Origin of the sequence: Pedobacter sp. PLR, assembly GCF_026239675.1 — a bacterium.
Classification (GTDB): Bacteria; Bacteroidota; Bacteroidia; order Sphingobacteriales; family Sphingobacteriaceae; genus Pedobacter.
The window spans coordinates 394,401-418,862 of the sequence record NZ_JAPIVQ010000003.1; the positions used below are offsets into that span (position 1 = coordinate 394,401).

Annotated in this window: 28 protein-coding genes and 1 pseudogene; 10 read left to right on the forward strand and 19 right to left on the reverse strand. The window is 41.0% G+C overall.

Annotation, left to right across the window (positions count from 1 at the left end; translation table 11 throughout):
• Window positions 1–53 precede the first annotated feature (53 nt).
• From OQX61_RS08765 to OQX61_RS08790, 6 genes are all read left to right on the forward strand, one after another.
• Window positions 54–815: a Rossmann-like and DUF2520 domain-containing protein gene (locus OQX61_RS08765; RefSeq protein WP_265841285.1), complete on the forward strand. Its 762-nt coding sequence runs from the start codon at window positions 54–56 to the stop codon at window positions 813–815.
• Between the two features lie 44 nt (window positions 816–859).
• Window positions 860–1,192, forward strand: a complete 333-nt coding sequence (locus OQX61_RS08770; protein WP_062547207.1) for a 2Fe-2S iron-sulfur cluster-binding protein — start codon at window positions 860–862, stop codon at window positions 1,190–1,192.
• A 19-nt stretch (window positions 1,193–1,211) separates the two neighbouring features.
• Window positions 1,212–1,454 carry a Fe-S cluster assembly protein IscX gene (iscX, locus tag OQX61_RS08775; protein ID WP_182961361.1) on the forward strand — a complete coding sequence of 81 codons (243 nt, stop codon included), beginning with the start codon at window positions 1,212–1,214 and terminating at the stop codon, window positions 1,452–1,454.
• 5 nt (window positions 1,455–1,459) lie between these two features.
• On the forward strand, window positions 1,460–1,987 hold the full coding sequence (locus tag OQX61_RS08780) for an HAD-IIIA family hydrolase (RefSeq protein WP_265841286.1): 528 nt from the start codon (window positions 1,460–1,462) through the stop codon (window positions 1,985–1,987).
• A gap of 177 nt (window positions 1,988–2,164) precedes the next feature.
• Window positions 2,165–2,566 carry a hypothetical protein gene (locus tag OQX61_RS08785; RefSeq protein WP_265841287.1) on the forward strand — a complete coding sequence of 134 codons (402 nt, stop codon included), beginning with the start codon at window positions 2,165–2,167 and terminating at the stop codon, window positions 2,564–2,566.
• Window positions 2,567–2,634: 68 nt separating this feature from the next.
• Window positions 2,635–3,216 carry a Maf family nucleotide pyrophosphatase gene (locus tag OQX61_RS08790; protein ID WP_265841288.1) on the forward strand — a complete coding sequence of 194 codons (582 nt, stop codon included), beginning with the start codon at window positions 2,635–2,637 and terminating at the stop codon, window positions 3,214–3,216.
• On the opposite strand, the gene OQX61_RS08795 is transcribed toward OQX61_RS08790, so the two are convergent.
• The 8 genes from OQX61_RS08795 to OQX61_RS08830 all read right to left on the reverse strand — a co-directional run bounded on the left by OQX61_RS08795 (window position 3,180) and on the right by OQX61_RS08830 (window position 10,432).
• A complete protein-coding gene (locus OQX61_RS08795) occupies window positions 3,180–4,118 on the reverse strand; it encodes an exopolyphosphatase (RefSeq protein WP_265841289.1) in 939 nt (312 codons plus the stop codon). The two genes, OQX61_RS08790 and OQX61_RS08795, sit on opposite strands and share 37 nt — an antisense overlap.
• Window positions 4,119–4,123: 5 nt before the next feature.
• Window positions 4,124–5,458: an ABC transporter permease gene (locus tag OQX61_RS08800; protein WP_265841290.1), complete on the reverse strand. Its 1,335-nt coding sequence runs from the start codon at window positions 5,456–5,458 to the stop codon at window positions 4,124–4,126.
• Between the two features lie 4 nt (window positions 5,459–5,462).
• Window positions 5,463–6,368 carry an ATP-binding cassette domain-containing protein gene (locus OQX61_RS08805; protein ID WP_265841291.1) on the reverse strand — a complete coding sequence of 302 codons (906 nt, stop codon included), beginning with the start codon at window positions 6,366–6,368 and terminating at the stop codon, window positions 5,463–5,465.
• A gap of 135 nt (window positions 6,369–6,503) precedes the next feature.
• On the reverse strand, window positions 6,504–7,685 hold the full coding sequence (dnaJ, locus tag OQX61_RS08810; protein WP_265841292.1) for a molecular chaperone DnaJ: 1,182 nt from the start codon (window positions 7,683–7,685) through the stop codon (window positions 6,504–6,506).
• 6 nt (window positions 7,686–7,691) lie between these two features.
• Window positions 7,692–8,273 carry a nucleotide exchange factor GrpE gene (locus OQX61_RS08815; RefSeq protein WP_265841293.1) on the reverse strand — a complete coding sequence of 194 codons (582 nt, stop codon included), beginning with the start codon at window positions 8,271–8,273 and terminating at the stop codon, window positions 7,692–7,694.
• Window positions 8,274–8,399: 126 nt separating this feature from the next.
• The gene (locus OQX61_RS08820; protein ID WP_265841294.1) at window positions 8,400–9,083 is read right to left on the reverse strand and encodes an ATP-binding cassette domain-containing protein; all 684 of its coding nucleotides are present in this window, start codon (window positions 9,081–9,083) and stop codon (window positions 8,400–8,402) included.
• Window positions 9,084–9,085: 2 nt separating this feature from the next.
• Window positions 9,086–9,289: a fructose-6-phosphate aldolase gene (locus OQX61_RS08825; RefSeq protein WP_265841295.1), complete on the reverse strand. Its 204-nt coding sequence runs from the start codon at window positions 9,287–9,289 to the stop codon at window positions 9,086–9,088.
• Window positions 9,290–9,412: 123 nt separating this feature from the next.
• Entirely contained in the window at window positions 9,413–10,432 is a 1,020-nt protein-coding gene (locus OQX61_RS08830) for an acyl-CoA reductase (RefSeq protein ID WP_265841296.1), read from the reverse strand.
• Between the two features lie 75 nt (window positions 10,433–10,507).
• On the opposite strand from OQX61_RS08830, the gene OQX61_RS08835 reads away from it, so the two are divergent.
• Complete coding sequence (locus tag OQX61_RS08835) at window positions 10,508–10,858, forward strand: 4Fe-4S dicluster domain-containing protein (RefSeq protein ID WP_265841297.1); 351 nt, start codon at window positions 10,508–10,510, stop codon at window positions 10,856–10,858.
• Between the two features lie 53 nt (window positions 10,859–10,911).
• On the opposite strand, the gene OQX61_RS08840 is transcribed toward OQX61_RS08835, so the two are convergent.
• Window positions 10,912–11,367: a universal stress protein gene (locus tag OQX61_RS08840; RefSeq protein WP_265841298.1), complete on the reverse strand. Its 456-nt coding sequence runs from the start codon at window positions 11,365–11,367 to the stop codon at window positions 10,912–10,914.
• 206 nt (window positions 11,368–11,573) lie between these two features.
• Here OQX61_RS08840 and OQX61_RS08845 point away from each other — a divergent pair.
• Both OQX61_RS08845 and OQX61_RS08855 read left to right on the forward strand, forming a co-directional pair.
• Window positions 11,574–13,015 (forward strand): annotated as a pseudogene (locus OQX61_RS08845) (serine hydrolase).
• A 47-nt stretch (window positions 13,016–13,062) separates the two neighbouring features.
• Complete coding sequence (locus OQX61_RS08855; RefSeq protein WP_265841299.1) at window positions 13,063–13,845, forward strand: C40 family peptidase; 783 nt, start codon at window positions 13,063–13,065, stop codon at window positions 13,843–13,845.
• 11 nt (window positions 13,846–13,856) lie between these two features.
• On the opposite strand, the gene OQX61_RS08860 is transcribed toward OQX61_RS08855, so the two are convergent.
• From OQX61_RS08860 to hisG, 10 genes are all read right to left on the reverse strand, one after another.
• On the reverse strand, window positions 13,857–14,333 hold the full coding sequence (locus OQX61_RS08860; protein ID WP_265841300.1) for an OsmC family protein: 477 nt from the start codon (window positions 14,331–14,333) through the stop codon (window positions 13,857–13,859).
• Between the two features lie 87 nt (window positions 14,334–14,420).
• Window positions 14,421–15,317, reverse strand: a complete 897-nt coding sequence (locus OQX61_RS08865; protein WP_265841301.1) for a WD40 repeat domain-containing protein — start codon at window positions 15,315–15,317, stop codon at window positions 14,421–14,423.
• Window positions 15,318–15,379: 62 nt separating this feature from the next.
• On the reverse strand, window positions 15,380–15,970 hold the full coding sequence (gene hisIE / locus OQX61_RS08870; RefSeq protein ID WP_265841302.1) for a bifunctional phosphoribosyl-AMP cyclohydrolase/phosphoribosyl-ATP diphosphatase HisIE: 591 nt from the start codon (window positions 15,968–15,970) through the stop codon (window positions 15,380–15,382).
• Window positions 15,967–16,722 (reverse strand): imidazole glycerol phosphate synthase subunit HisF, encoded by a 756-nt coding sequence (hisF, locus tag OQX61_RS08875; protein ID WP_265841303.1) that lies wholly within the window; start codon window positions 16,720–16,722, stop codon window positions 15,967–15,969. Before hisF ends, hisIE begins: the two co-directional genes overlap by 4 nt.
• Before the next feature lie 4 nt (window positions 16,723–16,726).
• Entirely contained in the window at window positions 16,727–17,476 is a 750-nt protein-coding gene (hisA, locus tag OQX61_RS08880) for a 1-(5-phosphoribosyl)-5-[(5-phosphoribosylamino)methylideneamino]imidazole-4-carboxamide isomerase (RefSeq protein WP_265841304.1), read from the reverse strand.
• 1 nt (window position 17,477) lies between these two features.
• Window positions 17,478–18,071: an imidazole glycerol phosphate synthase subunit HisH gene (gene hisH, locus OQX61_RS08885; protein ID WP_265841305.1), complete on the reverse strand. Its 594-nt coding sequence runs from the start codon at window positions 18,069–18,071 to the stop codon at window positions 17,478–17,480.
• On the reverse strand, window positions 18,071–19,204 hold the full coding sequence (gene hisB, locus OQX61_RS08890; RefSeq protein WP_265841306.1) for a bifunctional histidinol-phosphatase/imidazoleglycerol-phosphate dehydratase HisB: 1,134 nt from the start codon (window positions 19,202–19,204) through the stop codon (window positions 18,071–18,073). The genes hisH and hisB overlap by 1 nt, the downstream gene beginning before the upstream one ends.
• Window positions 19,205–19,297: 93 nt before the next feature.
• On the reverse strand, window positions 19,298–20,341 hold the full coding sequence (gene hisC, locus OQX61_RS08895; protein ID WP_265841307.1) for a histidinol-phosphate transaminase: 1,044 nt from the start codon (window positions 20,339–20,341) through the stop codon (window positions 19,298–19,300).
• Window positions 20,342–20,343: 2 nt separating this feature from the next.
• Entirely contained in the window at window positions 20,344–21,630 is a 1,287-nt protein-coding gene (gene hisD, locus OQX61_RS08900; protein ID WP_265841308.1) for a histidinol dehydrogenase, read from the reverse strand.
• Between the two features lie 97 nt (window positions 21,631–21,727).
• The gene (gene hisG / locus OQX61_RS08905; RefSeq protein WP_265841309.1) at window positions 21,728–22,579 is read right to left on the reverse strand and encodes an ATP phosphoribosyltransferase; all 852 of its coding nucleotides are present in this window, start codon (window positions 22,577–22,579) and stop codon (window positions 21,728–21,730) included.
• Window positions 22,580–22,870: 291 nt separating this feature from the next.
• Between hisG and OQX61_RS08910 the strand changes: the two genes are divergently transcribed.
• Window positions 22,871–24,448 (forward strand): L,D-transpeptidase family protein, encoded by a 1,578-nt coding sequence (locus tag OQX61_RS08910; protein WP_265841310.1) that lies wholly within the window; start codon window positions 22,871–22,873, stop codon window positions 24,446–24,448.
• Window positions 24,449–24,462 lie beyond the last annotated feature (14 nt).

Consider the following 24,462-nt stretch of genomic DNA (forward strand, 5'->3'; position numbering starts at 1 on the left):
TTCCCGATGATCTATTTATCAGGAAAGCTCAGGCATTTAAATTTGGTTCTGAAATGAAAGTAGTTTGCATCGGTTCTGGTAATGTGGCAACACATTTTTCTACTGCATTTGTTGCAGCAGGATATGAATTGGTTCAGGTATGGAGCAAAAATCAGGACCATGCGGTGTTATTGGCCGATCAGGTAGGGGCTAAAGGGATTTCCGTCCTGGCGGATATCGACCTTCATGCTGATTTATACCTGATTGCGGTAAAGGATGATGCGATTCCGGAAATGGTGCAGCTACTGGCTGAGGTTAATGGCCTGGTCGTACATACTTCAGGTGCAACAGACCTTGACGTATTTCCTGCTTCGATGAAGAACTACGGAGTACTTTATCCTTTACAAACGTTTTCCCGGACTAAAGCACTCGATTTTTCAAAGGTGCCGCTTTGTCTGGAGGCGAAAAATGAAACGGTACTGGCTGTTTTGAAAAAGATTGCCCTGAGTTTGAGCCCACTGGTTTATGAGGTGAATTCTGCGCAAAGGAGGATCTTACATTTAGCCGCTGTTTTTGCCTGTAACTTCAGCAACCACCTGTATGCAATTGGTCAGGATATCCTGGAAAAGAACCAGCTTGACTTTGAGATTTTACGGCCTTTAATTATGGAAACCGCTGAAAAAGTGCAACATGCATTTCCCCGCGATGTACAAACCGGACCTGCCATCCGTAATGATGAACAAACATTATCCAAACATAAAGAATTGTTAACAGGGATGCCTGAACTTCAGGATCTCTATGAAACTTTAAGTAAAAGCATTAAAAAAACAGTTTAATAACTTAATTACCGTTTTTGGTGCTTATTTTTGACACATAAATTATGAGTATTTTTAAATTAAAGATAAATTTTGAAGAGAAGGGTAAAGAACCAATTGAACTTCCAATCGCTGGAGGTGAATCAGTTCTTGATGTATGCCATGATCACGGAATAGAGTTGCAACATAACTGCGGTGGTGTTTGTGGATGTAGTACTTGTCATGTTTACGTGACTAAGGGTATGGATAATATTCAGGAAATCTCCGATAAGGAGGAAGACTTTATTGACCGTGCTGTTCGTCCCAGGATTACTTCCCGACTAGGCTGCCAATGTGTAGTAATCAGCGGAGATATTGAAGTGACAATCCCGGATCAATCCGAATTTTTAGGCCATTAATTAATAAACAAACAGCATCATGCAAGATAAATTTGCCTTACCAATTTATTGGAACGACCACGAAGACATCGCTCAGGAATTATATGAGAAATTTGGGGACGAATTCAATGAAGCCAAAATATACCGTATCAGGTTTACTGAATTATTAGAATGGGTACTTTCCCTGCCTAATTTTAAAGGAACCAAAGAAGAAAGTTCTGAAGGACACCTGGAGCAAATCCAGTCGGCCTGGGTTTATGAATGGAGAGATAACCAAAATTAAACCATATGTTTCTGCAAAAACTCAAAGAGATTACCACCTTCATTTTTGATGTGGATGGTGTATTGACAAACGGGGATATCCTGGCCTCAGATTCGGGGGAGTTTTTGCGGACATTTAATATTAAAGATGGTTATGCCTTGCAGCTTGCTGTAAAAAAAGGCTACCATGTTTGTATCATTTCCGGCGGTAAGGGGCTGGCCATGCAGAAACGCTTTGAAGGTTTAGGCATTACGGCCATTTTTCTTGGCGTATCTGATAAGGTACAAGTGCTTAGCAATTATCTGGATAGACGTCAGCTGACCATGGCTGAAGTAACTTATATGGGTGATGATATCCCTGATTTAAAGGTCATGAAACTCGTAGGGCTCCCTACTTGTCCGGCAGATGCCGTTCCTGAAATTAAAGCAATTGCACAATATGTTTCTCCCTACACCGGTGGTAAGACTGCCGTGAGAGATATTATTGAAAAAGTAATGCGTGTACAGGAGAAATGGTTTGATGAAAACCCTGCTGCTGCCGACTCCGGTAAATAAATAAATCTATTTTTTTGTTTTCCTGCTTCTTTGTGTAATAGATATGTTACATTAGGGGTGTTAAACCATGTGCGTTTTTTTTTCTCTAATTCTACAAAAAACGGGCTCCTGATACTGACCCTAATTTTGCGGATCGGTGTGTTGAACTCAGAATTTTAAAAAATTAAAATGAACCACATGAAGAAATTATTAATGATCTGCGGACTGTTATTCAGTGTAATTACATTCGCACAGGCACAAGATGGCGGTCGTCAGAAAATGACACCGGAGCAAAGAGCCCAAAGAAGCGTTGAAAGTTTAACCAAAAAGTTAAACCTGAATGATGATCAAAAGACTAAAGCTACGGCGATCTTTTTAGATCAGGCGAATGCCATGGAAAAATCCCGTGCAGCTGCTAATGCTGATAAAGAGGCCAGAAGAGCTGAAATGATGAAATTGTCGGAAGATACTGATGCAAAGATCGCTGCAATTTTAACTGCCGATCAGAAAAAAACTTACGAAACGTATAAAGCGGAACGTAAAGAACGCATGAAAAATAATAGGATGGGTCAGGGACCCAAAGTTGGGGGGGAGCAATAAATTACTTTTATTGCAAATAATAAAGGCGGCCATTGGCCGCTTTTGTTATTTTTGCACAAATATATTTTATGTACCAGCAAAAACTTCCCATTATCCTGGCCTCGAAATCTCCACGCAGACAAGAGCTATTGACTGCAATGAACCTTGATTTTAAGGTCGTATTGAAGGAGGTGGATGAGACTTATCCGGAAGACCTGCTTCCAGCAGAAATCGCGGTTTACATCGCAGAGAAAAAAGCGAAAGCATTTGATGAAGACAGCAAAGGAAGTATTGTCATTACTGCCGATACCATTGTTGCCTATAACGGTGAAATTCTTGGGAAACCTGAAGATGCACATCATGCTACAGAAATGTTAACCAAATTATCAGGTACCAATCATCAGGTGTATACTGGTGTTAGTTTAACCCATAATGGCGAAATCCGTTCTTTCTACGACACTACCGAAGTGTTTTTCAATACTTTGACGCCAGCACAAATCCAATATTACATCAAAAACTACCAGCCACTGGATAAGGCCGGATCCTATGGTATTCAGGACTGGATCGGTTTAATCGCTGTTGCGAAAATCATCGGTTCTTATACCAATGTAATGGGCTTGCCTACAGAACGACTTTACAGGGCTTTGGCCGAAGGTAACTGGTCTGTCTGATCTTTTAAAGATGCTAGTACGCCCATTTTCAGGTCGTAGGTAGATAAACTCATTTGCTGAAGGTTGCCCAGCTCCAGAATATAATCTGTGAGTAGGGCGGCCATCACAATCATATCCACCCTTAATTTGATCAGACCTGGCATGTGCGCTCTTTCCGCATGACTGGAAGCTATAAAAGTTGCCGATAGCTCCCGGTAATCAGCAAGGGGGATTTTGTGTGATTTGATTGCCTTTAAATCCAGCTCAGGATAAAGCATCCCCGTGAAAGTCTCAAATGCGCCCGCTGAGCCAATCAAATGATTTGGCTGGTACTTGTCTAAGTTTTCCTTTAAGTCGGCTAATTCAGTGGTTAAATGCTGTGTAATCGCAGTTTTATCCTTCGTATTGATCGGGTCAGAATGAAAGTAGGCTTGCATCAGCCTTGCAGCGCCAATATTGTAACTTTTCTTCCAGTAGACTTGTGTAGGATCACAAATGATAAACTCTGTACTTCCACCACCAATGTCCATGATTAAACAACACTCTTTTAGGAGCCCGGTAGCCTTTACACCTTCAAAAATATAAGCAGCTTCTTCTTCACCACTAATTACGGTAATCTCAATTTCTGCGTAGTTTTTGGCGGCTTTTACAAAGTCAGCGCCATTGGCAGCGCTCCTGATCGCAGAGGTAGCGGTGGCTTTAACCAGGCTAACCCCATGCGCTTTAATCAGCAGACTGAATTGTTCCAGAGCCCGGAGGCCTCTTTCGAAAGCCTCCGGGATGATGATGTTGTCATTAATTTTTCCTTCACCAAGTCTGACCGGCAGATTTGTTTTATAGATAACTTTAGCCTCAGGCCCATCCAGATCAGCGATGATCAGGTGAAAAGTATTTGTGCCGAGATCTATAACTGCAACCTTCATGCTGATTAGTTTTTATAAGAAAACCATTTGATCATCTCTTTCAAGCTGGTTTTCTTGCCATACATTAAAATTCCTACCCTGTAGATTCTCGAGGCCAGCCAAACAGTACCTATAAATCCGACTACTAAAATAAGCATTGACAGCGCCAATTGCCAATCCGGTACACCATAAGGTAAACGCACCACCATGGCAATAGGAGAGGTGAAAGGGATCATGGACAGCCAAAATGCGATGGGTCCGTAAGGATCATTAGCCACCACACTTAAAGAGAGTGCATAACCTACCAGTAATGGCATCATGACAGGCATCATAAATTGCTGGGTTTCCGTCTCACTGTCGACGGCCGATCCGATGGCTGCATAGAGCGCGCTATAGAACAGATATCCGCCAATAAAGAAAAATATAAATACCAGAATGATTTTGGTTAGTGGTAAGCTAGCCAGACTTTTCTGCATGGACAACACGGGGCTGTCTACGGTGGCAGTTGCCGGTGTATTGATGGTTGTACCGTCTTTTGCTTTTAAAACCATGCCGCTGCTTTCTTTCAGCTTATCTTTCCCTACGAAAGCGGTTACGGCAACCGTGGAGATAGAAGCGGTAAGTACGATCCACAAGATGAACTGGGTAAGCCCAACCAGGGCAATGCCGACGATTTTTCCCATCATCAACTGGAAGGGTTTCACGGAGGATATCATGATTTCTATAATCCTGCTCGTTTTTTCTTCAATTACCCCACGCATCACCTGGATGCCATAAAGCATGATAAACATGAACATCAGGATACCCGCTACGGTTCCGATAATGGTGCTGGCTCCGGCACTGGAATCTTCTTCTTTACCGCTTTCGCCAATTTTTTTGTTGTCGATATCTACATTGGTTTTTAAGCCATCCAGATCAGCCTGCGCAATTCCGGAGGCTTTCAGTTTCTGGTTGCGGATCATGTTTTCTACATCTCCGGAGATTCGTCCGTTGAGGGATAAACCAGCTTGTTTAGTGCCTAATAGTTGAATTCCTGTCGGTTTGCTCAGTTCAAAAGGCGGGAGATACAAGATGTAGTCATAGTCTGATTTTTTAAAAGAGGCTTTTAAGTCCTCTAAAGATTGACCGACATAGGTATAGCTGATGTTTTTATTGGAGCTGAGTTGCTCGGTTAAAGCCTTATTGTTGTTAACAACCGCTACTTTGCTATGGGTTCCTTTGACACCTTCAATTGAAAAGTAAATGATCAAACCATAAAAAGCGGCAATGATGATTGGAGTAAGTAAAGTCATCACAATAAAGGATTTTTTCTTTACCCTTGATAAGTATTCTCTTTGTATAATGAGTAAGATTTTGTTCATGATTTTAGCTTTGTTGGGTTACTTTTTCAATGAAAATATCGTTCATGGTAGGGATCACTTCATCTAGTCTGCTTATGGCGACGTAAGGAAGTAAGGCCGCCAGCACCTGATTTGCATTCTGATTTTCTCTGATTTTGATTTTGAGTCTGGTTTTACCTGCAATGTTAGCGTGTTCCAGCACTTCAAAAATCTCCCTGGCGTTTTCAGTATTGTATTCCCCCTGGTATTCCAGCCAATACGTATTGTTGCGGTATTGTGCTTTGATTTCTGCCATCGGTCCGTCCAGGATCTTCTTAGAACGGTGGATCAGGGCGATATTGTCACAAAGCTCTTCCACAGATTCCATCCTGTGTGTAGAGAAAATGAAAGTAGCGCCTTCTTTATTGAGTTCCAGGATTTCGTTTTTGATGACATCTGCATTCACCGGATCGAAGCCTGAAAAGGGTTCATCGAGGATGATCAGCTCTGGTTTATGTAATACGGTAGCTACAAACTGTACTTTTTGTTGCATCCCTTTACTCAGGTCTTCTACTTTTTTATTCCACCAATCGGCCATGTCCAGTTTTTCAAACCAGTACCTGATTCTTTTGGTGGCTTCGGCAGTGCTTAATCCTTTGAGTCTGGCGAGGTATAAGACCTGTTCGCCGATTTCCATTTTCTTATAAAGGCCTCTTTCTTCCGGCAGATAGCCGATTTGAGAGATGTGTTGTACATTAAGCCTTTCTCCGTTGAAAAGTACCTCTCCGCTATCGGGGCCGGTAATTTGGGTGATGATTCGGATGAGGGAGGTCTTTCCTGCACCGTTCGGGCCTAAAAGGCCAAAGATCTTTCCTTTTTCTACGCGTAAACTGACATCATCTAAAGCGCGATGAGCAGCATATTGCTTTACAATGTTATTAATAATCAGCATTTTTTAGTTTTAATAGTTTAGTATACTAACTTATTAAAATGTTACTGATTTTTAGATAATAATTTAAAATACAATAAAAATGAGACATAAAAAAAGCCACCCTGAGGTGGCTTTTTCGGTTCTGACTAATTGATTTTAGTCAAAATATTCTTTCATTTTTTCAAAGAAACTCTTGTCGTTCTTTCCTGGCTGAGGTTTGAAGTTAGGGGATTCCCTAAGTTTCTCCAGCATACTTCTTTCTTCCGAAGTTAAAGCTTTCGGCGTCCAGATGTTTACATGGATAATCTCATCACCACGGTGGTAAGAATTGATTTCCGGAATACCTTTGCCTTTCAAACGTAAAAGTTTGCCGCTTTGTGTACCTGGTTCAATTTTGATTTTTGCTTTACCATCAATGGTAGGAACTTCAGCACTGTAACCTAAAGCTGCATCAATGATAGAAACATGTAAGTCGTAAACAACATTGTTTCCTTCGCGTTTCAGGCTTTCATGAGGAATTTCTTCAATCAGGATGATCAAATCACCTGGAATTCCACCTTGAGGAGCTGCATTACCTTTACCACTCATGCTCAGTTGCATACCATCGCTAACTCCCGCAGGAATATTGATGGTAATGGTTTCTTCACCACGGGTGATACCTTCACCATGACAGGAAGTACATTTAGAAGTAATCTGTGAACCGCTACCGTTACAGGTAGGGCAGGTAGAGGTCGTTTGCATTTGTCCCAATATGGTATTGGTTACTCTGCGTACTGCACCGCTTCCACCACAGGTTTGACAAGTGCTTACCGAATTACGGTCTTTAGCACCTGAACCATCACAGGTTTTACAGCTAACTTGTTTGTTAACTTTGATTTTCTTTTCTACACCGTTGGCGATTTCTTCCAGGGTAAGTTTTACTTTAATACGCAGGTTGGTACCCTTCGCTACACGTCGGCCGCCACCACGAGATTGCTGACCACCGCCGCCGCCGCCAAAGAAGCTATCAAATGGGCTGCCGCCACCACCACCGAAGATGTCTCCAAACTGACTGAAGATATCTTCCATGTTCATGCCGCCACCACCATAGCCGCCACCGCCGCCAGAAGCACCGCCAACACCCGCATGTCCATAATGGTCATAGCGTTGTTTTTTCTCTGGATTACTTAAAATCTCATAAGCTTCAGCTGCTTCCTTAAACTTATCCTCTGCTGATTTATCATCCGGATTTTTATCCGGGTGAAACTTAATGGCTAACTTACGGTAAGCCTTTTTAATCTCTTCAGCAGATGAACCCTTGGACACGCCAAGCACATCATAATAATCTCTCTTGCTCATAAAATATTAACTCCCTACAACGACTTTAGCAAAGCGTATTACTTTGTCGTTTAAAGTGTATCCTTTTTCTAATTCGTCCATCACTTTTCCTTTTAACTCCTCAGGAGCAGGAATATTAGTTATTGCCTCATGAAGGTCTGTATCAAATGGCGTATGTAACGTTTCCATTTCTTTCAGTCCTTTCTGGTTCAATGTGCTTTTTAATTTGTGGTGAACCAATGCCAGACCCTCAAGGATCGGTGCAACGTCAGTAGCACCTTGCATGGCCTTATTGGCACGGTCAAAATCGTCCAATACCGGAAGCATAGAGACAATTACGTCTTTACCTGCAGTTTGTAAAAGCTCTACGCGTTCTTTTTGAGTACGACGTTTATAGTTGTCGAACTCTGCGAATAAGCGCAGATATTTATCATTTAAAGCTGCAACTTCTTGTTGTAGTTTTTCTTCAACTGAAAGTTCCGGTATAACTTCTTCCGGTGTTGAAGCGGCATCTGCACTTTCTTCGGCTTGCACGTTGGTTACCTGCTCATCAGCAGTATTTCCCATAATAGGATCTTCGATGTCGTTTTTTTTCTTCTTGCTAAACATGGTATAGTAGAATTTTTGGATTCAAACTCAAAAGGTTTGCCAATGAATGATATCAGCCATACTGTCAGTTTTCAAATGAAAACACTGACTAGAATGGCTGAATTATAATAATTTGTCAGAATATGGTTACACAATTTGTGCATCCTCATGCACGATACCACCTTCACATTTTATGATTCTGGAAGGTAAAGTACGGATGATATGGTAGTCGTGGGTAGCCATTAATACAGCGGTTCCTCCCTGACTGATTTGTTTCAGTAACATTACAATTTCTTCGGAAGTATCCGGGTCAAGGTTTCCTGTAGGCTCATCCGCCAGGATAATCTCCGGGTTATTCAGTAAAGCACGGGCTATAACCACACGTTGCTGCTCTCCACCAGAAAGCTCATGAGGCATTTTTCTGATCTTAGAACGTAAGCCCACTTTTTCAAGTACGTCTTTAATACGCTCCTGAATTAATGCCGAATCTTTCCATCCGGTTGCTTTTAATACAAACTCTAAGTTTTTTTCTACCGTTCTATCGGTTAGCAGTTGGAAATCCTGGAACACAATGCCCAGTTTTCTACGTAAATAAGGCACGTCCTTAATCGCCAGGTTCTTTAAATCAAATCCTGCAATCTGCCCTTCACCGTTTCCGATATGCAGATCGCCATAAATGATTTTTAGTAAACTACTTTTACCGGAACCTGTCTGACCGATTAGAAAAACGAACTCTCCCTTATCCACATTCAGATTTACATCAGATAAGACCAGGTGTTTTTGCTGGAACACATCTACGTTTTTTAAATTTATAACTGCGTTTTCTGTCATGTTTAAATATCTAATTTAGCGATTTGTCCGAAAGGCAAATCGTTCACAAAATTCATTATAGCCGTTAATTTCTCCCCTAAACCGAGTTTCTCCAGGGATTTCTCAGGCCTGTCTACCCTAAAATACGCCAATAGCGTGAACTTTTCATCCCGCAACTGTACATAGTCTGGGATTTTGGCAATGCCTTTAACTTTGATTACATACATTTTGTTCAAAAATAGTATTTCAAAATGAGAAATGAAGCGGTTTCCCCCTAATTTTACCATTAATCCAGGACACACTATGGTCAGCTAACACGCTTCCTAAGCAGAGATACAAGAATCAGACCTTTATATTCCGTTCAGGAATTCAATGGTGTTTACATTGTCAGCATAATCCCATAATTTAGGAGCCTGACTTTGTCCTGGTGCCAACACGGTAGTATTTAGTTTTAAATCAGCCTTAGAAACAATACACTGGATGTTTTCCTCTTCTTTGGCCAGTCTTTCCTGAACTTCGTCCAGGTTTTTATAACGCTCGTAAAACAGGACAGCCAGTGGCGATACCATATTTTCATCTTCTTTCAGCAATAGGAATCCATTGTCGAAATGTGTCGCTGCATTGACCAGGTAAATAGACTTGTTATAATCGTAGTTGTTGTTGTATTTGAAATGGTTGATGATGTCCTGGTAACCTTCTATAGGCTCGTAGAAATCTTTAATGTCGTAATCTTCCGGAATGAAAAGTTTAGATACATTTCTGCAACCTAATCCGAAGTAATCGAAAATGTCATGACCTAACATCGCGATTTCTTCTCTGCTTTCTTCGCCGGTCAGCACCGCCACACTATTTCTGTTTTTTCTAATGATATTGGGTACTTTACTGAAATAATATTCGAAATATCTGGAAGTATTGTTGCTGCCGGTTGCAATCACCGCATCAAAATCTTTCAGTCTTTCTATATAAACGATTTGATCTGCCAGTAAAGGTTCGAATTCAACCAGTCTTTTCAACAGGGCAGGTAACAACTTGTCATCTGAGCTGGAAAGTTTGATTAGTGCAATATTTCCGGTAGCCAGTACAGAAATCACATCGTGAAAACCAACCATCGGGATATTCCCGGCTAAGATTAATCCGACTCTTTTTGGGGTCTCGCTAACCTTGACAGATTTGAACCAGATTTCAATATCCTCGTCGTTGAGCATGTGGTGCAAAGCTTTCAGTGCTTTTTCTACTTCTTCAACGGTGAACCAGGCATTGCTGTTTGGTGCTGATAAAATTAAATTTTTAAAGTCAGGATCGGGATTGGCAGTAAATTGACCAAGCTTTTTGAGTGCAATTTTGAGTTTTTCAGCAGTAAGGATTGCCATATTCCAATTATTTTAAAGTTTATGTGTTATATTTGCCTTGCAAAGGTAACCTTAGCATTAGAATTAGACGAAGACATGGCTATTAAAATAACAGACGAATGTATTAACTGTGGAGCATGTGAGCCTGAATGCCCAAATAATGCAATTTATGACGCAGGCACAGCCTGGAGATTCTCTGATGGAACCAATTTAAATGGTGTCATTGATTTCGGCGGTAAAGAAGTGGATTCAGAAGCTGCAATGGAAGCAGGGTCGGACGAAGTTTATTATATCGTTTCCGATAAGTGTACAGAATGTAAAGGCTTTCATGATGAACCTCAATGTGCGGCAGTATGCCCGGTAGATTGTTGTGTTGATGATGAAGATGTACGTGAAACTGAAGAAGAGCTACTGGCTAAAAAGGCCTGGTTACATCAGGAAAACTAAGAACAGAAGTATTACAAAATATAAAGGACGCTTTTGGCGTCCTTTTTTTATACTTAATCTTTATCTTCAAATTTGTTGGGAACAATCAGTACCGGACAGGCGGATTTTCTGGCTACGTGTTCTGCAACACTTCCCATTAGGAAATGGTAAAGACCAGTGCGGCCATAAGTACCGATCACAATCAGGTTAGAACCCCATTCGTCGGATTGCTGAATGATGCCATGTGCGGCATTGTCAATCACACTTAAATAAGTGGTTGGAATCCCAAGGCTATATTTTGACTCTATTTCTTTCAATAGCATATTGCTATTCTCTTCGCTGTTATCGTAAGTCTCCAGAAACACAGGAGCAAGCGTCAGATCCGGGTTGATATTAGCCGGAATAGGCTCTATGATGTTAACCAGTGCTACTTCTGCACCAAATGTTTTTGCGATTTCATACCCTGTCTTGGCCGCCTTTTCGGAGCAGGTACTATTGTCGACAGCAATTAAAATCTTTTTAAGGTTCATGGTCTTACAATTTAATGGTTATACTATTAAGACATCTTTTTAAGGTAAATTGTTTGGTTAGCTAAAGTTATATCATGCTGTGGATTTCCTGAAAAGGTAAATCCCTCTGTCTAATATATAGATTTCCAATGGCTTTATGGAAACTCATCACGTAATTTCTAGTCTTCATTTTATTGGCTATCTTTCCTTTTCAATTAACGTACTCCATGAATTTCAGAATTTTCTCCATTGCCCTGCTTGCGGGTTCTTGCCTGTTAAATCCGGCTTTATATGCTCAGGATAAAGCAGCGAAACTGCAAACTTACTTCGATACGATTTATGCTCAAAAGAATTTAAATGGCTGCATTTTAATAGCAGAAGAGGGGAAACCGATTTTTAGCAAAGCTTATGGCTATGCTGATGAGCAGCAAAACCGCCTGTTGAACACGGAAACGGCTTTTGAATTGGCTTCGGTTTCCAAAATGTTTACCGCAATGGCGATTATGCAGTTGCAGGAAAAGGGAAAACTCAGTTATGAAGATAGCGTAAAGCGGTATTTCCCGGAATTGGAGTATCCAGGGGTAACGATTAGGAATCTATTAACACATACCTCAGGTATTCCTGAATTTCTGGGGTTTTCAGCCAATGATTTAGACCTTAACAAGGTGAACTTTAATACGGATATCATTAAAAAACTAGCAAGTAGTAAGCTTCAACCGATTTTTAAACCAGGTATAGCCTGTAGTTATTCCAATACTAACTATTTGCTGCTTGCGACTATCGTAGAAAAGATATCTGGTCAGTCTTTTGCTAACTATATGAAAAGCATGTATTTCTTCCGGTGGGCATGCTACACACAGAAGTTTATTCCAGACTAACCGCTCCGAAAAAGATCCTCAATTATGCCAGTGATGAAGTTTGGGATGCTGCGATAAATGGTTATGTTAAAACGGATGATCTTAAAAGTGACATGACGAATTATTTGGATGGCGTAAATGGACCATATGGCATCAGTAGTACGATCAATGATCTTTTTAAATGGGATCAGGCATTATATACAGAGAAACTGGTTAGTAAAGAGACTTTTAAAGCGGCTTTTACCCCTACAAAATTAGTGGGATCTGATAAATTTGCGGAAATGATGCCGGGTTGTCCTTTTGGTTTTGGCTGGATGATGAGTCCCGGGGAAGTAATGGGGGAGGAGATGTTCCATACAGGTGGCTTTGGCGGTTATGTTAACCTGATGCTTAGGAATACCAGGTTAAAAAGAACCATAATTCTCTTGACAAATTACAGCAATAAGGCAAGTGTTTTTCAATTGATGGCCGGAGCTGTTCAACTCCTTGATGGGAAGCAACCTGAGATTCCAGTGAAAGTAGTCATTAAGAAAAGTATCCCAATTGCTGCAGGTAAATTAAAACCCTTAGCTGGTGAATATGTAGTTGATCAGACTCCGGCACTTAAAATGAAGATCCGTGCAGATGGAAACCATCTTTATGCCCGTTATCATACTCAGGCAGAGTTTCAGATTTATCCGGAGGCTGAGGATAGTTTCTTTTATACCGTAGTACCGGCAAGGATTAAGTTTAGTCTGGACAAAGATGGTAAAACGAAGAAGTTGGTCTTATTTCAGAATGGAGCCGAAATAGGGATGACTCAAAAATTGTAATATGATAGAGATATTGTTATTTTTATGGCAGCAGCGTCAGCGATAATATGGAACAAGAATATGGAATTTGTAGGGTGGCCATTGCGCCGCTAAGGACTGAAGCCTCCGATAGGGCCGAAATAAGTTCTCAATTACTTTTTGGTGATCATGTAGAGATCCTGGAAAAGAAAGAAAACTGGTGGCTGGTTTATAATGCCTTTGATGGTTATGAGGGCTGGATGGATTTCAAGCAGCTGAGCATGATTACCCTGGAGCAGTATGTTAACAACCATTCCTGTGACCATGTGGTTCCTGCGGAATTAATGGGAACAGTGATCGATGAGGAGGGGAGTAGATATTACCTTTCTCCGGGAAGTAACCTTCCGATGTTGGAAAACGGCTTTTGCAGTATTGGGGAACAAAAGTTCGCCGTGATGTTTACCCCATTAAAAACCACTGCTTTTCATACCGTCGAGGAATTGATTCAACATGCACTTTTCTTTTTAAATGCACCTTATTTATGGGGTGGAAGAAGTTTGTTCGGAATAGATTGTTCTGGATTTGTACAGATTGTCTTTAAACTGAACGGATATCAATTGAAACGGGACGCCTGGCAGCAGGCAGAGCAGGGGGATGTGGTGGACTTTTTACCTGCCGTGAAACCTGGAGACGTTGCCTTTTTCGACAACGCAGACGGTAAGATCATTCATGTGGGCATCATGCTCAGTGCCGATCGTATCATCCATGCCTCGGGTAAGGTAAGGATTGATCCAATAGATGATCAGGGTATTTACAATGCGGAGTTGGGACGTTACAGTCACCAACTCAGAATCATCAAACGTTTTATTTAAGGAGCGGAAACTTAATTTCCTTCTACAATGCAGCTGGGTTCACACTTCACCGGGAAGTTGCAGGAATTGGCAATGAAGCACATTTTATGTGCCTGCTCGTGTAGGGCATTTGCCTTATCCTGATCACTGGCTCTGGTAATTGTAACCACCGGATTCAAGGTGACTTCGGAAAAGTAACCACTACCATCCGCGTTTTCCAGCATCGTACCTACGGCATTGTCCTTGTAATCCATCACAATAATATCGTTTTGAGAACAAAGGTGAAGATACCAAAGCATGTGGCAGGAAGATAGGGAAGAAACGAGTAAATCTTCTGGATTGTGTTTGGTTTTATCGCCTAGAAACGCGGAATCTGAAGAACCTGAAATGTCGGCTTTATGATCAATAGAAATCACATAGTTTCTGTCGAAGGAGCGATAGTCCATTGTTCCTGAACCTTTATTTCCTGTCCAGGTGACTACGGTTTTGTATAGATGTTCTTTTGGCATGATTGGTACTATTTTATACCAATTTAAACATTCTTAGTTTTCTTTCCTCAGTTTTTTGAAAGTAAATGGCAGTATTCTGATAACCTGCTAGTTAAATTTCCAAACCATCACTTGTCTGTCGTCTCCGGTAGAAATCAGGTATTTCCCATCAGCACTCCAAATCAGTTTGTTGATGGAATGAAAATGTCCTTCTGTGTTTTTTTCAAGGCTTAGAATCTTGTATAATCTGAAATCTGTACTGCTCCATATTTTAATGCCTTTATCCTGGCTACAGGTTGCAAAATAGGGCTCAGTAGGATGAAATGCAATGGCATAGATGCTGAACATGTGTGCGGCAATGCTATTGATCAGTTCATAACCTGGCAGGCTCCATACTTTTAACTGTGCATCGCGGCTTCCCGAAATCAGGTAATCTCCGGTAGGCGCATATTGCAGGGAGGTGATGGGGAGCGTGTGACTGGTTAGTTCCTTTAGCAGGCTGAAATCCTCAGTCTTATAGATTCTGATTACGCCGTCTTTACCACCTAGTGCCATTTCCTTTTCATCATTACTCAAAGCAATGGCCCTCACCGTTTGAGGAATCACCTGAAAATGATACAGTAAAGAGAAGTCCGCTAAAGACCATACGGCAAGCATACCATCTTCTCCGGTACTGATCAGTTCATTCTTATAAGTAATGGTTTTGAGGTCAAACACCCCTTTCTGATGGAAGCTTAAAGTGGCAGTTACCTTTTCTTCGTCGAGGTTAAAGACCAGGATTGATCCGCTGCGCTGTGCGATGAATAATAAGTTGCCGAAACGGTGCAAAGCATATACAGAGCTTTGCACCGGAACAAGAACTTTTACAAAACCCATTGTTTCCAGTGACCATTCTACCACGCCTTTGTCATTACCGGCACTAAAAAAGGTGTCTTTTTTAGGGGAGGTCGCTAAGGCATAAATTGGGTTCTGGTGTCCGTTTAGGGTATGTAAGTGTTTCAGCATAATTATTTTATCCGGTAATCTTTATTTTACTAGCGCCGTTTAATTACAGCGCATGATTTGTTTTATTTAAGGTGTCTTTTTTCAAGATTCTGAGCAATCTCTGTTAAGCTTTTTCCTTTTTCTTTCAGCAGGACTAAAAGGTGGAAAATCAGGTCGGAACTCTCATTTACAAAATCTTCATCCGTTTCATTTAAAGCGGCAATAACGGTTTCTACACCTTCTTCACCTACTTTTTGCGCAATCTTGTTCAGTCCTTTCTGACGAAGTTTGTTGACATAAGATTCCTCAGAAGGGTTTTCATACCTGTCGGAGATAATGCTTTCCAGTTCAAAAAGGAAGTTTTGATTGTAGTCGGTTTTAAAGCAGCTTCTGCTTCCGGTATGACAAGTTGGACCTACAGGACTCGCTTTAATCAGGATGGTATCGCGATCGCAATCAATATGCGTGTCTTTTACGAAAAGGAAGTTGCCACTTTCTTCACCTTTAGTCCAGAGGCGGTTTTTAGACCTGGAAAAGAAGGTTACTTTACCTTCCTCCTGAGTTTTTGTCCAGGCTTCCTGGTTCATGTAACCCAGCATTAAAACTTCCAGTGTCTGGTTGTCCTGAATGATGACAGGAACCAGTCCGTCTGTTTTTTCAAAATCTATATTCATAACCTTACAGGTATATTGTGGTATTTTAATTTTTGTTTCAGTTCGGGGATAGGGATCTCACCGAAGTGAAATACCGAAGCCGCAAGGGCTGCATCGACGCCTGTTTTTTCAAAGACATCTATGAAATGCTGAACGGTTCCGGCACCCCCGGAGGCAATCACAGGGATATTGATCATTTGAGTGACGGTATTCAATAAGCCACAGTCAAATCCTTGTTTTGTCCCGTCATGGTCCATAGAAGTGAGCAGGATTTCTCCGGCACCCATACTTTCCGCCTGGCGGATCCAGTTTTCGGTTTCCAGTTCAGTGATCAGTCGGCCACCATTCAGATGAACACGGTTTTTGCCTTCCACCAATTTGGTATCTACGGCAACCACCACAAACTGAACGCCAAATGCAGCAGCCAGTTCTTCAATTAAAGCAGGGTTTTTTACCGCTGCTGAGTTGATACTGATCTTATCGGCACCTGCATTTAACAGGGCTTCTGCATCCTGAATCGTGGTAATACCGCCTCCAATAGTAAAAGGGATATTCAGCTGACGGGCAACTGATTTCACCATTTCTATCATCGTTTTACGACGTTCATGAGTAGCGGTAATGTCCAGAAACACGAGTTCATCGGCACCTTGCTGTGCATATTGCCAGGCCAGTTCTACCGGATCTCCCGCGTCTTTAAGGTCCACAAAGTTGACCCCTTTAACCGTTCTGCCATCTTTAACATCCAGGCATGGAATGATACGTTTACTTAGCATCGGCTTAAAGAGAAGTCATTTGCTTTAAATTCCATTCTTTGATCTCCTCGATAGTGATTCTGTTTTCATAAATGGCTTTACCCACTACTACAGAACGGATGTCTAATTTCGCCAGCTCTTCAATATCTTTCATTGAACTTACACCACCAGAAGCGATCAGTTTAATGAATGGAGAGTGCTCCAATAGTTTTTTATAAAGATCTACTGCTGCTCCGCCTAGTTTTCCGTCCTTGTTGATGTCGGTACATAAGAATCTGAAAAAGCCTAGTTGCAGACATTTATCCACGTAATCCATTAATTTGATTGGTGAACTTTCCATCCAGCCAGAATATTTGATCACTTCATCCAACACATCAATCGCAACGACGATTCTGTTGGCATAATCATATTTCTTGCCTACTTCCTGACTTAATTCCGCAAGGAAATCAGGATTAGTAATGGCTTGTGTACCTACGATAACGCGGTGAATTCCTGCATCCAATAGGTCTGTAACCTGTTGAATGGTGCGGACTCCGCCTCCGTATTGTACACGCATATCAGTTTTACTGATGATTTCAAACAATGCTTTCTGGTTACTGAAATCTCCTTTAGCACCATTTAAGTCAATAATATGTATGAATTCTGTACCGTTAGAACGGTATGTTTCGATCATTTCAGCGATGGAAACATCATATTCAGTTTTCTGGTTATAGTCACCTTCTCTAAGGCGAACCACTTTACCATCTAAAATATCAATAGCAGGAATAATGTACATTTTATTGTTTTAAGTTTGAGAAATTCTTTAATATATGCTCGCCGGCGCTCCCGGATTTTTCCGGGTGGAACTGAACGCCATAGAAATTATCTTTTTGTATCGCAGCAGAAAATGGCGTACCATAATTTGCAGTGGCAATATCAAAAATAGGGTTATATTCAATAAAGTACGAATGCACAAAGTAAAATTGTGTTAGGTTAGTAACCCCTTCGAATAATGCATTGTTTTTATGTTCGATATTATTCCATCCCATATGCGGGATTTTAATGCCCTGATTTTTGTCAAATAAGCGGGTTTTTAAAGGGAAGATACCCATTAGTTCGGCATCTCCTTCTTCAGAATGAGCGGTTAGGAGCTGCATACCTACACAGATGCCCAATACCGGCTTTTTAAGCGCTTTAATGGGTTCCACCAGTCCGGTTTGTTCCAGTTTTTTCATGGCTGCACCAGCATGGCCAACCCCTGGAATGATGATATGGGTATATTTATCCAGATCTGCTTCCGTATTGACCATCCCATAGTTCAGGTATTGTCTTTCCAATGCTGAGCTGAGTGAAAAGATGTTACCTGCGCCGTAGTTTACAATTCCAATCATTACAATACGCCTTTAGTACTCGGTAAGACCAGCTTTTCAGCATCGCGTTTAATCGCCATTTTGATGGCTTTAGCGAAAGCTTTAAAGATAGCTTCAATTTTATGGTGTTCATTTTCACCTTCTGCCTTGATGTTCAGGTTGCATTTTGCAGCATCACTAAACGATTTGAAGAAGTGATAAAACATTTCTGTAGGCATATCACCTACTTTTTCACGCTTAAATTCTGCGTCCCAAACGATCCAGCTTCTGCCGCCAAAGTCGATAGCTGCCTGTGCTAAACAATCATCCATAGGTAAGCAGAAACCATAGCGCTCTAAACCTAATTTATTGCCGATTGCTTTTGCAAATGCCTCGCCAAGAGCGATTCCTGTATCTTCAATGGTATGGTGTTCATCGATATGAAGGTCGCCATTGGTTTTGATTTTCAGGTCGATACTACCATGACGGGCAATCTGATCCAGCATGTGGTCAAAGAAGTTTAATCCTGTAGAGATCTCTGCTTTGCCGGTGCCATCCAGGTCAATATCGATGCTGATTTTTGTTTCATTGGTATTTCTTTCATGGTGAATGGTCCGTGTTCCGGCTTTCAGCATGGTGTATATATCTTCCCAGTTTTGAGTTTTTAATGCAATATACTCGTTAAGTGCTTCTATCTTATCCAGATTTTCATTGGCCCCTAATTGCAGGTTATTGCATAACCAAATCGCTTTTGCACCCAGGTTTTTGGCTAGAATGATGTCATTGATTCTGTCACCGATAACAAAAGAGTTTTTCAGGTCGTAATCTGCGGTTAGAAAGTGCTGCAATAAACCGATGTTAGGTTTACGTGTTGGTGCATTTTCATGGGCAAAAGTTTTGTCGATGATCACCTCATTGAACACTACGCCTTCATTGGCAAAGGTGCTCATCACAAAGTTGTGTACCGGCCAGAAGTTGACTTCAGGGTGGGAGTCTGTTCCCAATCCATCCTGATTGGTCACCATCACCAATTCATAATCCAGCTCTCTGGCTATTTTTGAAAGGTAATAAAGAGAACGTGGGTAGAATTCCAGTTTCTCAAAAGAGTCTATCTGCTCATCAGGTGGTTCATTAATGAGGGTGCCGTCTCTGTCAATAAATAATACTTTTTTCATTAGCATGTAATTGTTTTCAGTGGTTATGAAGCTATTATTAGCATAATTATGATGGTTTGTAAGCAGTATGCTTATAACGGTTTCATGTTTTTATTAGTTAAGCGCTTTCAAAGCCGCTAGAAGGATTTCGTTTTCTTGTGGGGTTCCTATGGTGATTCGAAGGCAACCTTCGCATAATGTCACTTTAGAACGGTCTCTGACAATGATGCCCTGGTTTACTAAGGCTTCATAAGTTTTCAACGCATCAATGACTTCAATTAGTATGAAATTGGCATCAGAAGCATGAACTTTTTTAACGATTGGTAAATTAATCAATGCTTCGCTCAGGCTTTCTCTTTCTGCCACGGTGATTTTAATCCACTCGTTTACCTGCGCGATGTTTTCCAATGCTTTTAAAGCAAGATCTTGTGTTGCCTGGTTGATGTTGTAAGGAGGCTTTACTTTATTGAGGATGTCGATTACCGGACGGGCAGCAAATGCCATTCCTAAGCGCAATGCAGCAAGACCCCATGCTTTAGAAAAAGTTTGTAAGACCACCAGGTTAGGGTATTCCGTCAGTTCTTTAATAAAAGTGCGTTGTTTTGCATAGTTGATATAAGCCTCATCAATAATCACCAATCCCTGGAAGTTAGCCAGTACAGTCTCAATATCTGTGCGGATAATAGAATTTCCGGTTGGGTTATTTGGAGAACAGATGAAGATCAGTTTCGTGTTTTCATCAATTGCTTCTGCAATTTTCTCCAGATCTAACTGGTAGTTCGGCAGGAGGTTCACTTTTCTGGCTTCTACGTTATTGATATTGGCAGATACTTCATACATTCCATAAGTTGGTGGAAGGATGATGACATTGTCTTTTCCAGGTTCGCAGAAAGCGCGGAACAATATATCTATTGCCTCATCGCTGCCATTTCCAAGGAAAGTATTTTCAATAGGTACACCTTTGATTTTGCTAAGGGCATCTTTAAGATCCAGTTGCAATGGGTCCGGGTATCTGTTAAAATTTACATCTAATGGAGAACCGTATCCGTTCTCATTGGCATCTAAAAATACACTGGCCTGTCCTTTATATTCATCCCTGGCAGTAGAATATGGTTTCAGATTTTTGATGTTTTCTCTTTGGAGGTTATTGATATCCATCTTTATGATTTTAAACGAATAGTGATTGCATTCTTGTGCGCTTGCAGGCCTTCTGCTGCGGCTAATACTTCAACGGTGTTGCCAATATTGGCTAAACCCTGTTCTGTGATGTGTTGAAAGGTGATTTTCTTGAGGAAAGAATCCAGCGATACACCAGAGTACGCTTTTGCGAAACCGCTGGTAGGTAAGGTATGGTTGGTTCCGGAGGCATAATCACCGGCACTTTCGGGAGTCAGGTTACCTAAAAACACAGAACCTGCATTCTCAATTAAGGGGATCAGCTGCTCAAATTTATTGGTAGCTAAGATGAGGTGTTCAGGGGCATATTCGTTGCTAAATTCCATGGCCTGTTCCAGGTTTTCCACCAATACCACATAAGAATTGGCGATCGCCTTTTCTGTGACGTCTTTTCTGGGAAGTATAGCAATCTGCGCTTCAATTTGTTTTAAAGTTTCGGTAACTATTTCCGGAGAAGTCGCCACTAAAATTGCCTGACTATCAGCGCCATGTTCTGCCTGAGCCAGTAAGTCCGAGGCAATGAAAGCCGGATTGGCGCTCTCATCTGCAATGACCAAAACTTCTGAAGGACCCGCAGGCATATCGATAGCCGTCATGCTGCTGGATTGAATCAGTTGTTTTGCCTGGGTAACGTAACGGTTTCCAGGGCCGAAGATCTTATAAACTTTAGGCACACTTTCCGTTCCATAAGCCATTGCAGCAACGGCTTGTGCACCGCCAATCATATATATTCTTTTGATACCAAGCTTTAGGGCACAGTAAGCGAGGTAGCAATTGGTTTTTCCGTCTTTTTGAGGAGGGGAGCAGACCACGATTTCTTTACATCCTGCCAATACAGCGGGGATACCGAGCATGAGAAAGGTGCTGGGTAAAACTGCCGATCCGCCGGGAATGTATAATCCCACACGACTGATAGGTCTGGATTCCCGCCAGCAGGTTACGCCAGGCATGGTTTCCAGTTTATCTTCCGTGTTGGCTTGAGCCGCGTGAAAGGCGCTGATGTTTGCATAAGCAGTATCAATGGCTGCTTTTTCTGCTGCCGGAATAGTAGCCGCAATACTTTCAATCTCCGCTTCCGAAAGGTATAAGTCCGTTAAAGTTACCTGGTCAAACTGCTGTGCATAATCGATCAATGCAGCATCTCCGCGGGTTTTTACCTGCTCAATGATTTGAGTTACACGATCCAGAATACTACTATCGTCTTCCAGTTGTCTTAAACATAGATTTTTGATCTCCTGTTCAGCCAATTCTTTATAACTATAGATTTTCATCAGAGTATGTTGTTTTTTTAAGGTTATGAAGCTTTCATCAGCATATTTCAATGCTTTTTGCAAACATTATGCTGATTTGGTTTCAATGAGGTGAAACTTAAGCGATGATTTTCTCAATTGGCATAACTACAATTCCCTGGGCACCGGCAGCTTTCAGGCTGTTGATTTTTTCCCAGAAATCGTGTTCCGCAATTACAGAATGAACGGCAACCCATTCTTCATCAAATAAAGGAACCACTGTCGGACTTTTTACACCTGGTAATAAATCAACTACCTTCTTTAGGTTGATTTTTGCAACGTTCAAGACCACATATTTGGTTTCTTTAGCGCGCAACACCGAAAGGATTCTTTGTAATAGTTCCTGAACTTCAGGAAGTAGCTCAGAACCTTTGCTTCCAATAAGGATAGCCTCAGATTTCATCACTTCCGAGAAGGGTTTTAAACCATTGCTCTTTAAAGTACCACCAGTAGAAACGATATCGCAGATGGCATCGCTTAATCCTAAGCCCGGACCAATCTCTACAGAACCGGAAATCGTTCTTACTTCCGCATTGACATGGTTTTCTTTCAGGTATTTTTCTAAGATGACCGGATAAGAAGTAGCGATAGCTTTACCTTCTAATTGTGCGATCTCAGTGATCCTGCTTTCATTAGGAATGGCAATTTTTAAGGTGCATTTTCCGAAACCTAAGCGTTGAAGGTAAGTGACATCTGCACCGGCTTCCACAATTACGTTTTCACCAACAATACCTAAATCGGCAATGCCATCCTGAACATATTCCGGAATGTCATCATCTCTCAGGAAAAGAATTTCTAAAGGAAAATTAGTAACGGTGGATATTAGGGAACTTTTGTAGTTTTCGAATGATAAACCACAATTTTTAAGGATTTCTACTGACTTTTCGTTTAATCTACCAGATTTCTGGATAGCGATTTTAAGTGTTTTCAATTATGCTAATTTGAATTTATTGAATATTGGACAAGAAGGTAATTCGGAAACAAGTTTTGAAGTACAAAACATTACATATACATCGCCGACAGGCGATGGTGCAAATGTAAGTGATGGTTCAAAATTAGTGTCATAATTCTTTTTAAGTCCTTAATCAACAAGTGTTAGCATGTTGTGGGACTGCAAATATATAGATTGAAAGCACAAAACAAAATATATATGGCATTTAATTTGCCTATTTCAGTTTGATAATGACAATTAACGTCTAGTTTTGTAAAAAAAAATACCACATTGAAAAAATTACTGTTCCTTTTAATCCCGTTCTGTTTACTATTAAACGCCTGTTCCTGGTTTAAGGAAACTCCTGAGATCGGTTTAGTGTTAGCTAAGCATTTCGATAGCAAAATTTATAAAGATTTTGATACTGCTGAATATAATGTAGTCTTTAAGCAACGTTTTGATGCTTTGAAAGGAAAATTAACTAATCCGAATACCATTAAAAACTTTTATGCAAGCCATCATGAGGAGCCGCGTTTGGTGACTCAGTTTTTCATTAGCGGCGGACTGGATACCTTAACAGCTTACATCGCAAGAGTAGATGCACATGGTTACAATCCGGAGCTTTTCCGTTTGGAAGAATTGAAAAAGGCTTTAGAAGCGTTATCGGTCAATAAATTCAAAACCATCCAGGAAGTTTATCCTGCCATTGCAGACTTAGAGCTGAATGCTGCGGAAAGCTTAACCAAGTATGATAATTTTGTCAGTTATGGGAGTGTAAACCCTCGTAAACTGTTCTCCCGTTATTATGTTCCGGTAAAGCGTCCGGATAGTGTGAGCATGTCTAAGGTCATGGAAACGGCAGATATTCAGGGATTGTTGAAAGAAATTCAGCCAGCTTCTAAACAATATCTTGCGCTGCAACGCAAATTTGCCGCTTTAAAATCGGCTGGTTTAGAAAAGAGCGATCAGGCAAAAACCATTCTGGTAAATATGGAACGTTTAAGGTGGAAACTGCCCGAGATGGGGAAGGAGTACGTAGAAGTAAATATTCCTGATTTCTCGCTAACCTGGTTTAGTAAAGAAGATACCCTAAGCCATATGAAGGTTTGTGTAGGAGGGAAGAGAGAAGATGGATACGCGGAGAAAATCGCCAGATACCTGAAAAGTGGTAATCTGGATGATAAACCAAAAAACCATGAAACACCGATCTTATATAGTAAGCTGAATTCAATTCAGGTAAATCCGATCTGGAACATTCCGATGAGTATCGCCAGAAATGAAATCTATTGGATGGCAAGAAAAGATCCTTATTACCTTTCTAATAGCAATATCAATGTGTACCGTAATGGGAAATTGATTGGCGAGCCTGATACCATTCAGTGGAGCAACTATCAGAGAGAGAAGTTACCCTACCAGTTTAAACAGGGCTCCGGAAACGGTAATGCTTTGGGTAAGTTTAAATTTATATTCGACAATGGTTCCAGTATTTACCTGCATGACACCAATAATAAAAGTGGTTTTGCAAAAGCCAACCGTGCCATTAGCCATGGTTGTATCCGTGTAGAAAAACCTTTAGAATTTGCGCAGAACCTGGTTAAAGATAAAAATCGTTATGATCAGCTGAGGATGGAAGTCAATCTTCCGCCTTTAGATACGACTAAAATGGCACTGTATCGCAAAAAACTGGCAAAGAAAGCAGATACCGTTAATTTATTTAAACTAAAACCGACCTGGTTTGGTACCAAAAAACAGGTTCCATTGATTATTAATTACATTACTGCCTGGTCACAGAACGGTACAATGCAATATAGAGCAGATGTTTATGGTTTAGATGAAACTTTATGGTCAGCTATGAGGAAATTCATGTAAAAGTTCTACCTTTG

Excerpts from the sequence above, each read along its gene's own strand:
- OQX61_RS08765 (WP_265841285.1), top strand. The coding sequence starts at position 54 with ATGAAAGTAGTTTGCATCGGTTCTGGTAATGTGGCAACACATTTTTCT.
- OQX61_RS08770 (WP_062547207.1), top strand. The coding sequence starts at position 860 with ATGAGTATTTTTAAATTAAAGATAAATTTTGAAGAGAAGGGTAAAGAA.
- iscX (WP_182961361.1), top strand. The coding sequence starts at position 1,212 with ATGCAAGATAAATTTGCCTTACCAATTTATTGGAACGACCACGAAGAC.
- OQX61_RS08780 (WP_265841286.1), top strand. The coding sequence starts at position 1,460 with ATGTTTCTGCAAAAACTCAAAGAGATTACCACCTTCATTTTTGATGTG.
- OQX61_RS08785 (WP_265841287.1), top strand. The coding sequence starts at position 2,165 with ATGAAGAAATTATTAATGATCTGCGGACTGTTATTCAGTGTAATTACA.
- OQX61_RS08790 (WP_265841288.1), top strand. The coding sequence starts at position 2,635 with ATGTACCAGCAAAAACTTCCCATTATCCTGGCCTCGAAATCTCCACGC.
- OQX61_RS08795 (WP_265841289.1), bottom strand. The coding sequence starts at position 4,118 with ATGAAGGTTGCAGTTATAGATCTCGGCACAAATACTTTTCACCTGATC.
- OQX61_RS08800 (WP_265841290.1), bottom strand. The coding sequence starts at position 5,458 with ATGAACAAAATCTTACTCATTATACAAAGAGAATACTTATCAAGGGTA.
- OQX61_RS08805 (WP_265841291.1), bottom strand. The coding sequence starts at position 6,368 with ATGCTGATTATTAATAACATTGTAAAGCAATATGCTGCTCATCGCGCT.
- dnaJ (WP_265841292.1), bottom strand. The coding sequence starts at position 7,685 with ATGAGCAAGAGAGATTATTATGATGTGCTTGGCGTGTCCAAGGGTTCA.
- OQX61_RS08815 (WP_265841293.1), bottom strand. The coding sequence starts at position 8,273 with ATGTTTAGCAAGAAGAAAAAAAACGACATCGAAGATCCTATTATGGGA.
- OQX61_RS08820 (WP_265841294.1), bottom strand. The coding sequence starts at position 9,083 with ATGACAGAAAACGCAGTTATAAATTTAAAAAACGTAGATGTGTTCCAG.
- OQX61_RS08825 (WP_265841295.1), bottom strand. The coding sequence starts at position 9,289 with ATGTATGTAATCAAAGTTAAAGGCATTGCCAAAATCCCAGACTATGTA.
- OQX61_RS08830 (WP_265841296.1), bottom strand. The coding sequence starts at position 10,432 with ATGGCAATCCTTACTGCTGAAAAACTCAAAATTGCACTCAAAAAGCTT.
- OQX61_RS08835 (WP_265841297.1), top strand. The coding sequence starts at position 10,508 with ATGGCTATTAAAATAACAGACGAATGTATTAACTGTGGAGCATGTGAG.
- OQX61_RS08840 (WP_265841298.1), bottom strand. The coding sequence starts at position 11,367 with ATGAACCTTAAAAAGATTTTAATTGCTGTCGACAATAGTACCTGCTCC.
- OQX61_RS08855 (WP_265841299.1), top strand. The coding sequence starts at position 13,063 with ATGGAACAAGAATATGGAATTTGTAGGGTGGCCATTGCGCCGCTAAGG.
- OQX61_RS08860 (WP_265841300.1), bottom strand. The coding sequence starts at position 14,333 with ATGCCAAAAGAACATCTATACAAAACCGTAGTCACCTGGACAGGAAAT.
- OQX61_RS08865 (WP_265841301.1), bottom strand. The coding sequence starts at position 15,317 with ATGCTGAAACACTTACATACCCTAAACGGACACCAGAACCCAATTTAT.
- hisIE (WP_265841302.1), bottom strand. The coding sequence starts at position 15,970 with ATGAATATAGATTTTGAAAAAACAGACGGACTGGTTCCTGTCATCATT.
- hisF (WP_265841303.1), bottom strand. The coding sequence starts at position 16,722 with ATGCTAAGTAAACGTATCATTCCATGCCTGGATGTTAAAGATGGCAGA.
- hisA (WP_265841304.1), bottom strand. The coding sequence starts at position 17,476 with ATGTACATTATTCCTGCTATTGATATTTTAGATGGTAAAGTGGTTCGC.
- hisH (WP_265841305.1), bottom strand. The coding sequence starts at position 18,071 with ATGATTGGAATTGTAAACTACGGCGCAGGTAACATCTTTTCACTCAGC.
- hisB (WP_265841306.1), bottom strand. The coding sequence starts at position 19,204 with ATGAAAAAAGTATTATTTATTGACAGAGACGGCACCCTCATTAATGAA.
- hisC (WP_265841307.1), bottom strand. The coding sequence starts at position 20,341 with ATGGATATCAATAACCTCCAAAGAGAAAACATCAAAAATCTGAAACCA.
- hisD (WP_265841308.1), bottom strand. The coding sequence starts at position 21,630 with ATGAAAATCTATAGTTATAAAGAATTGGCTGAACAGGAGATCAAAAAT.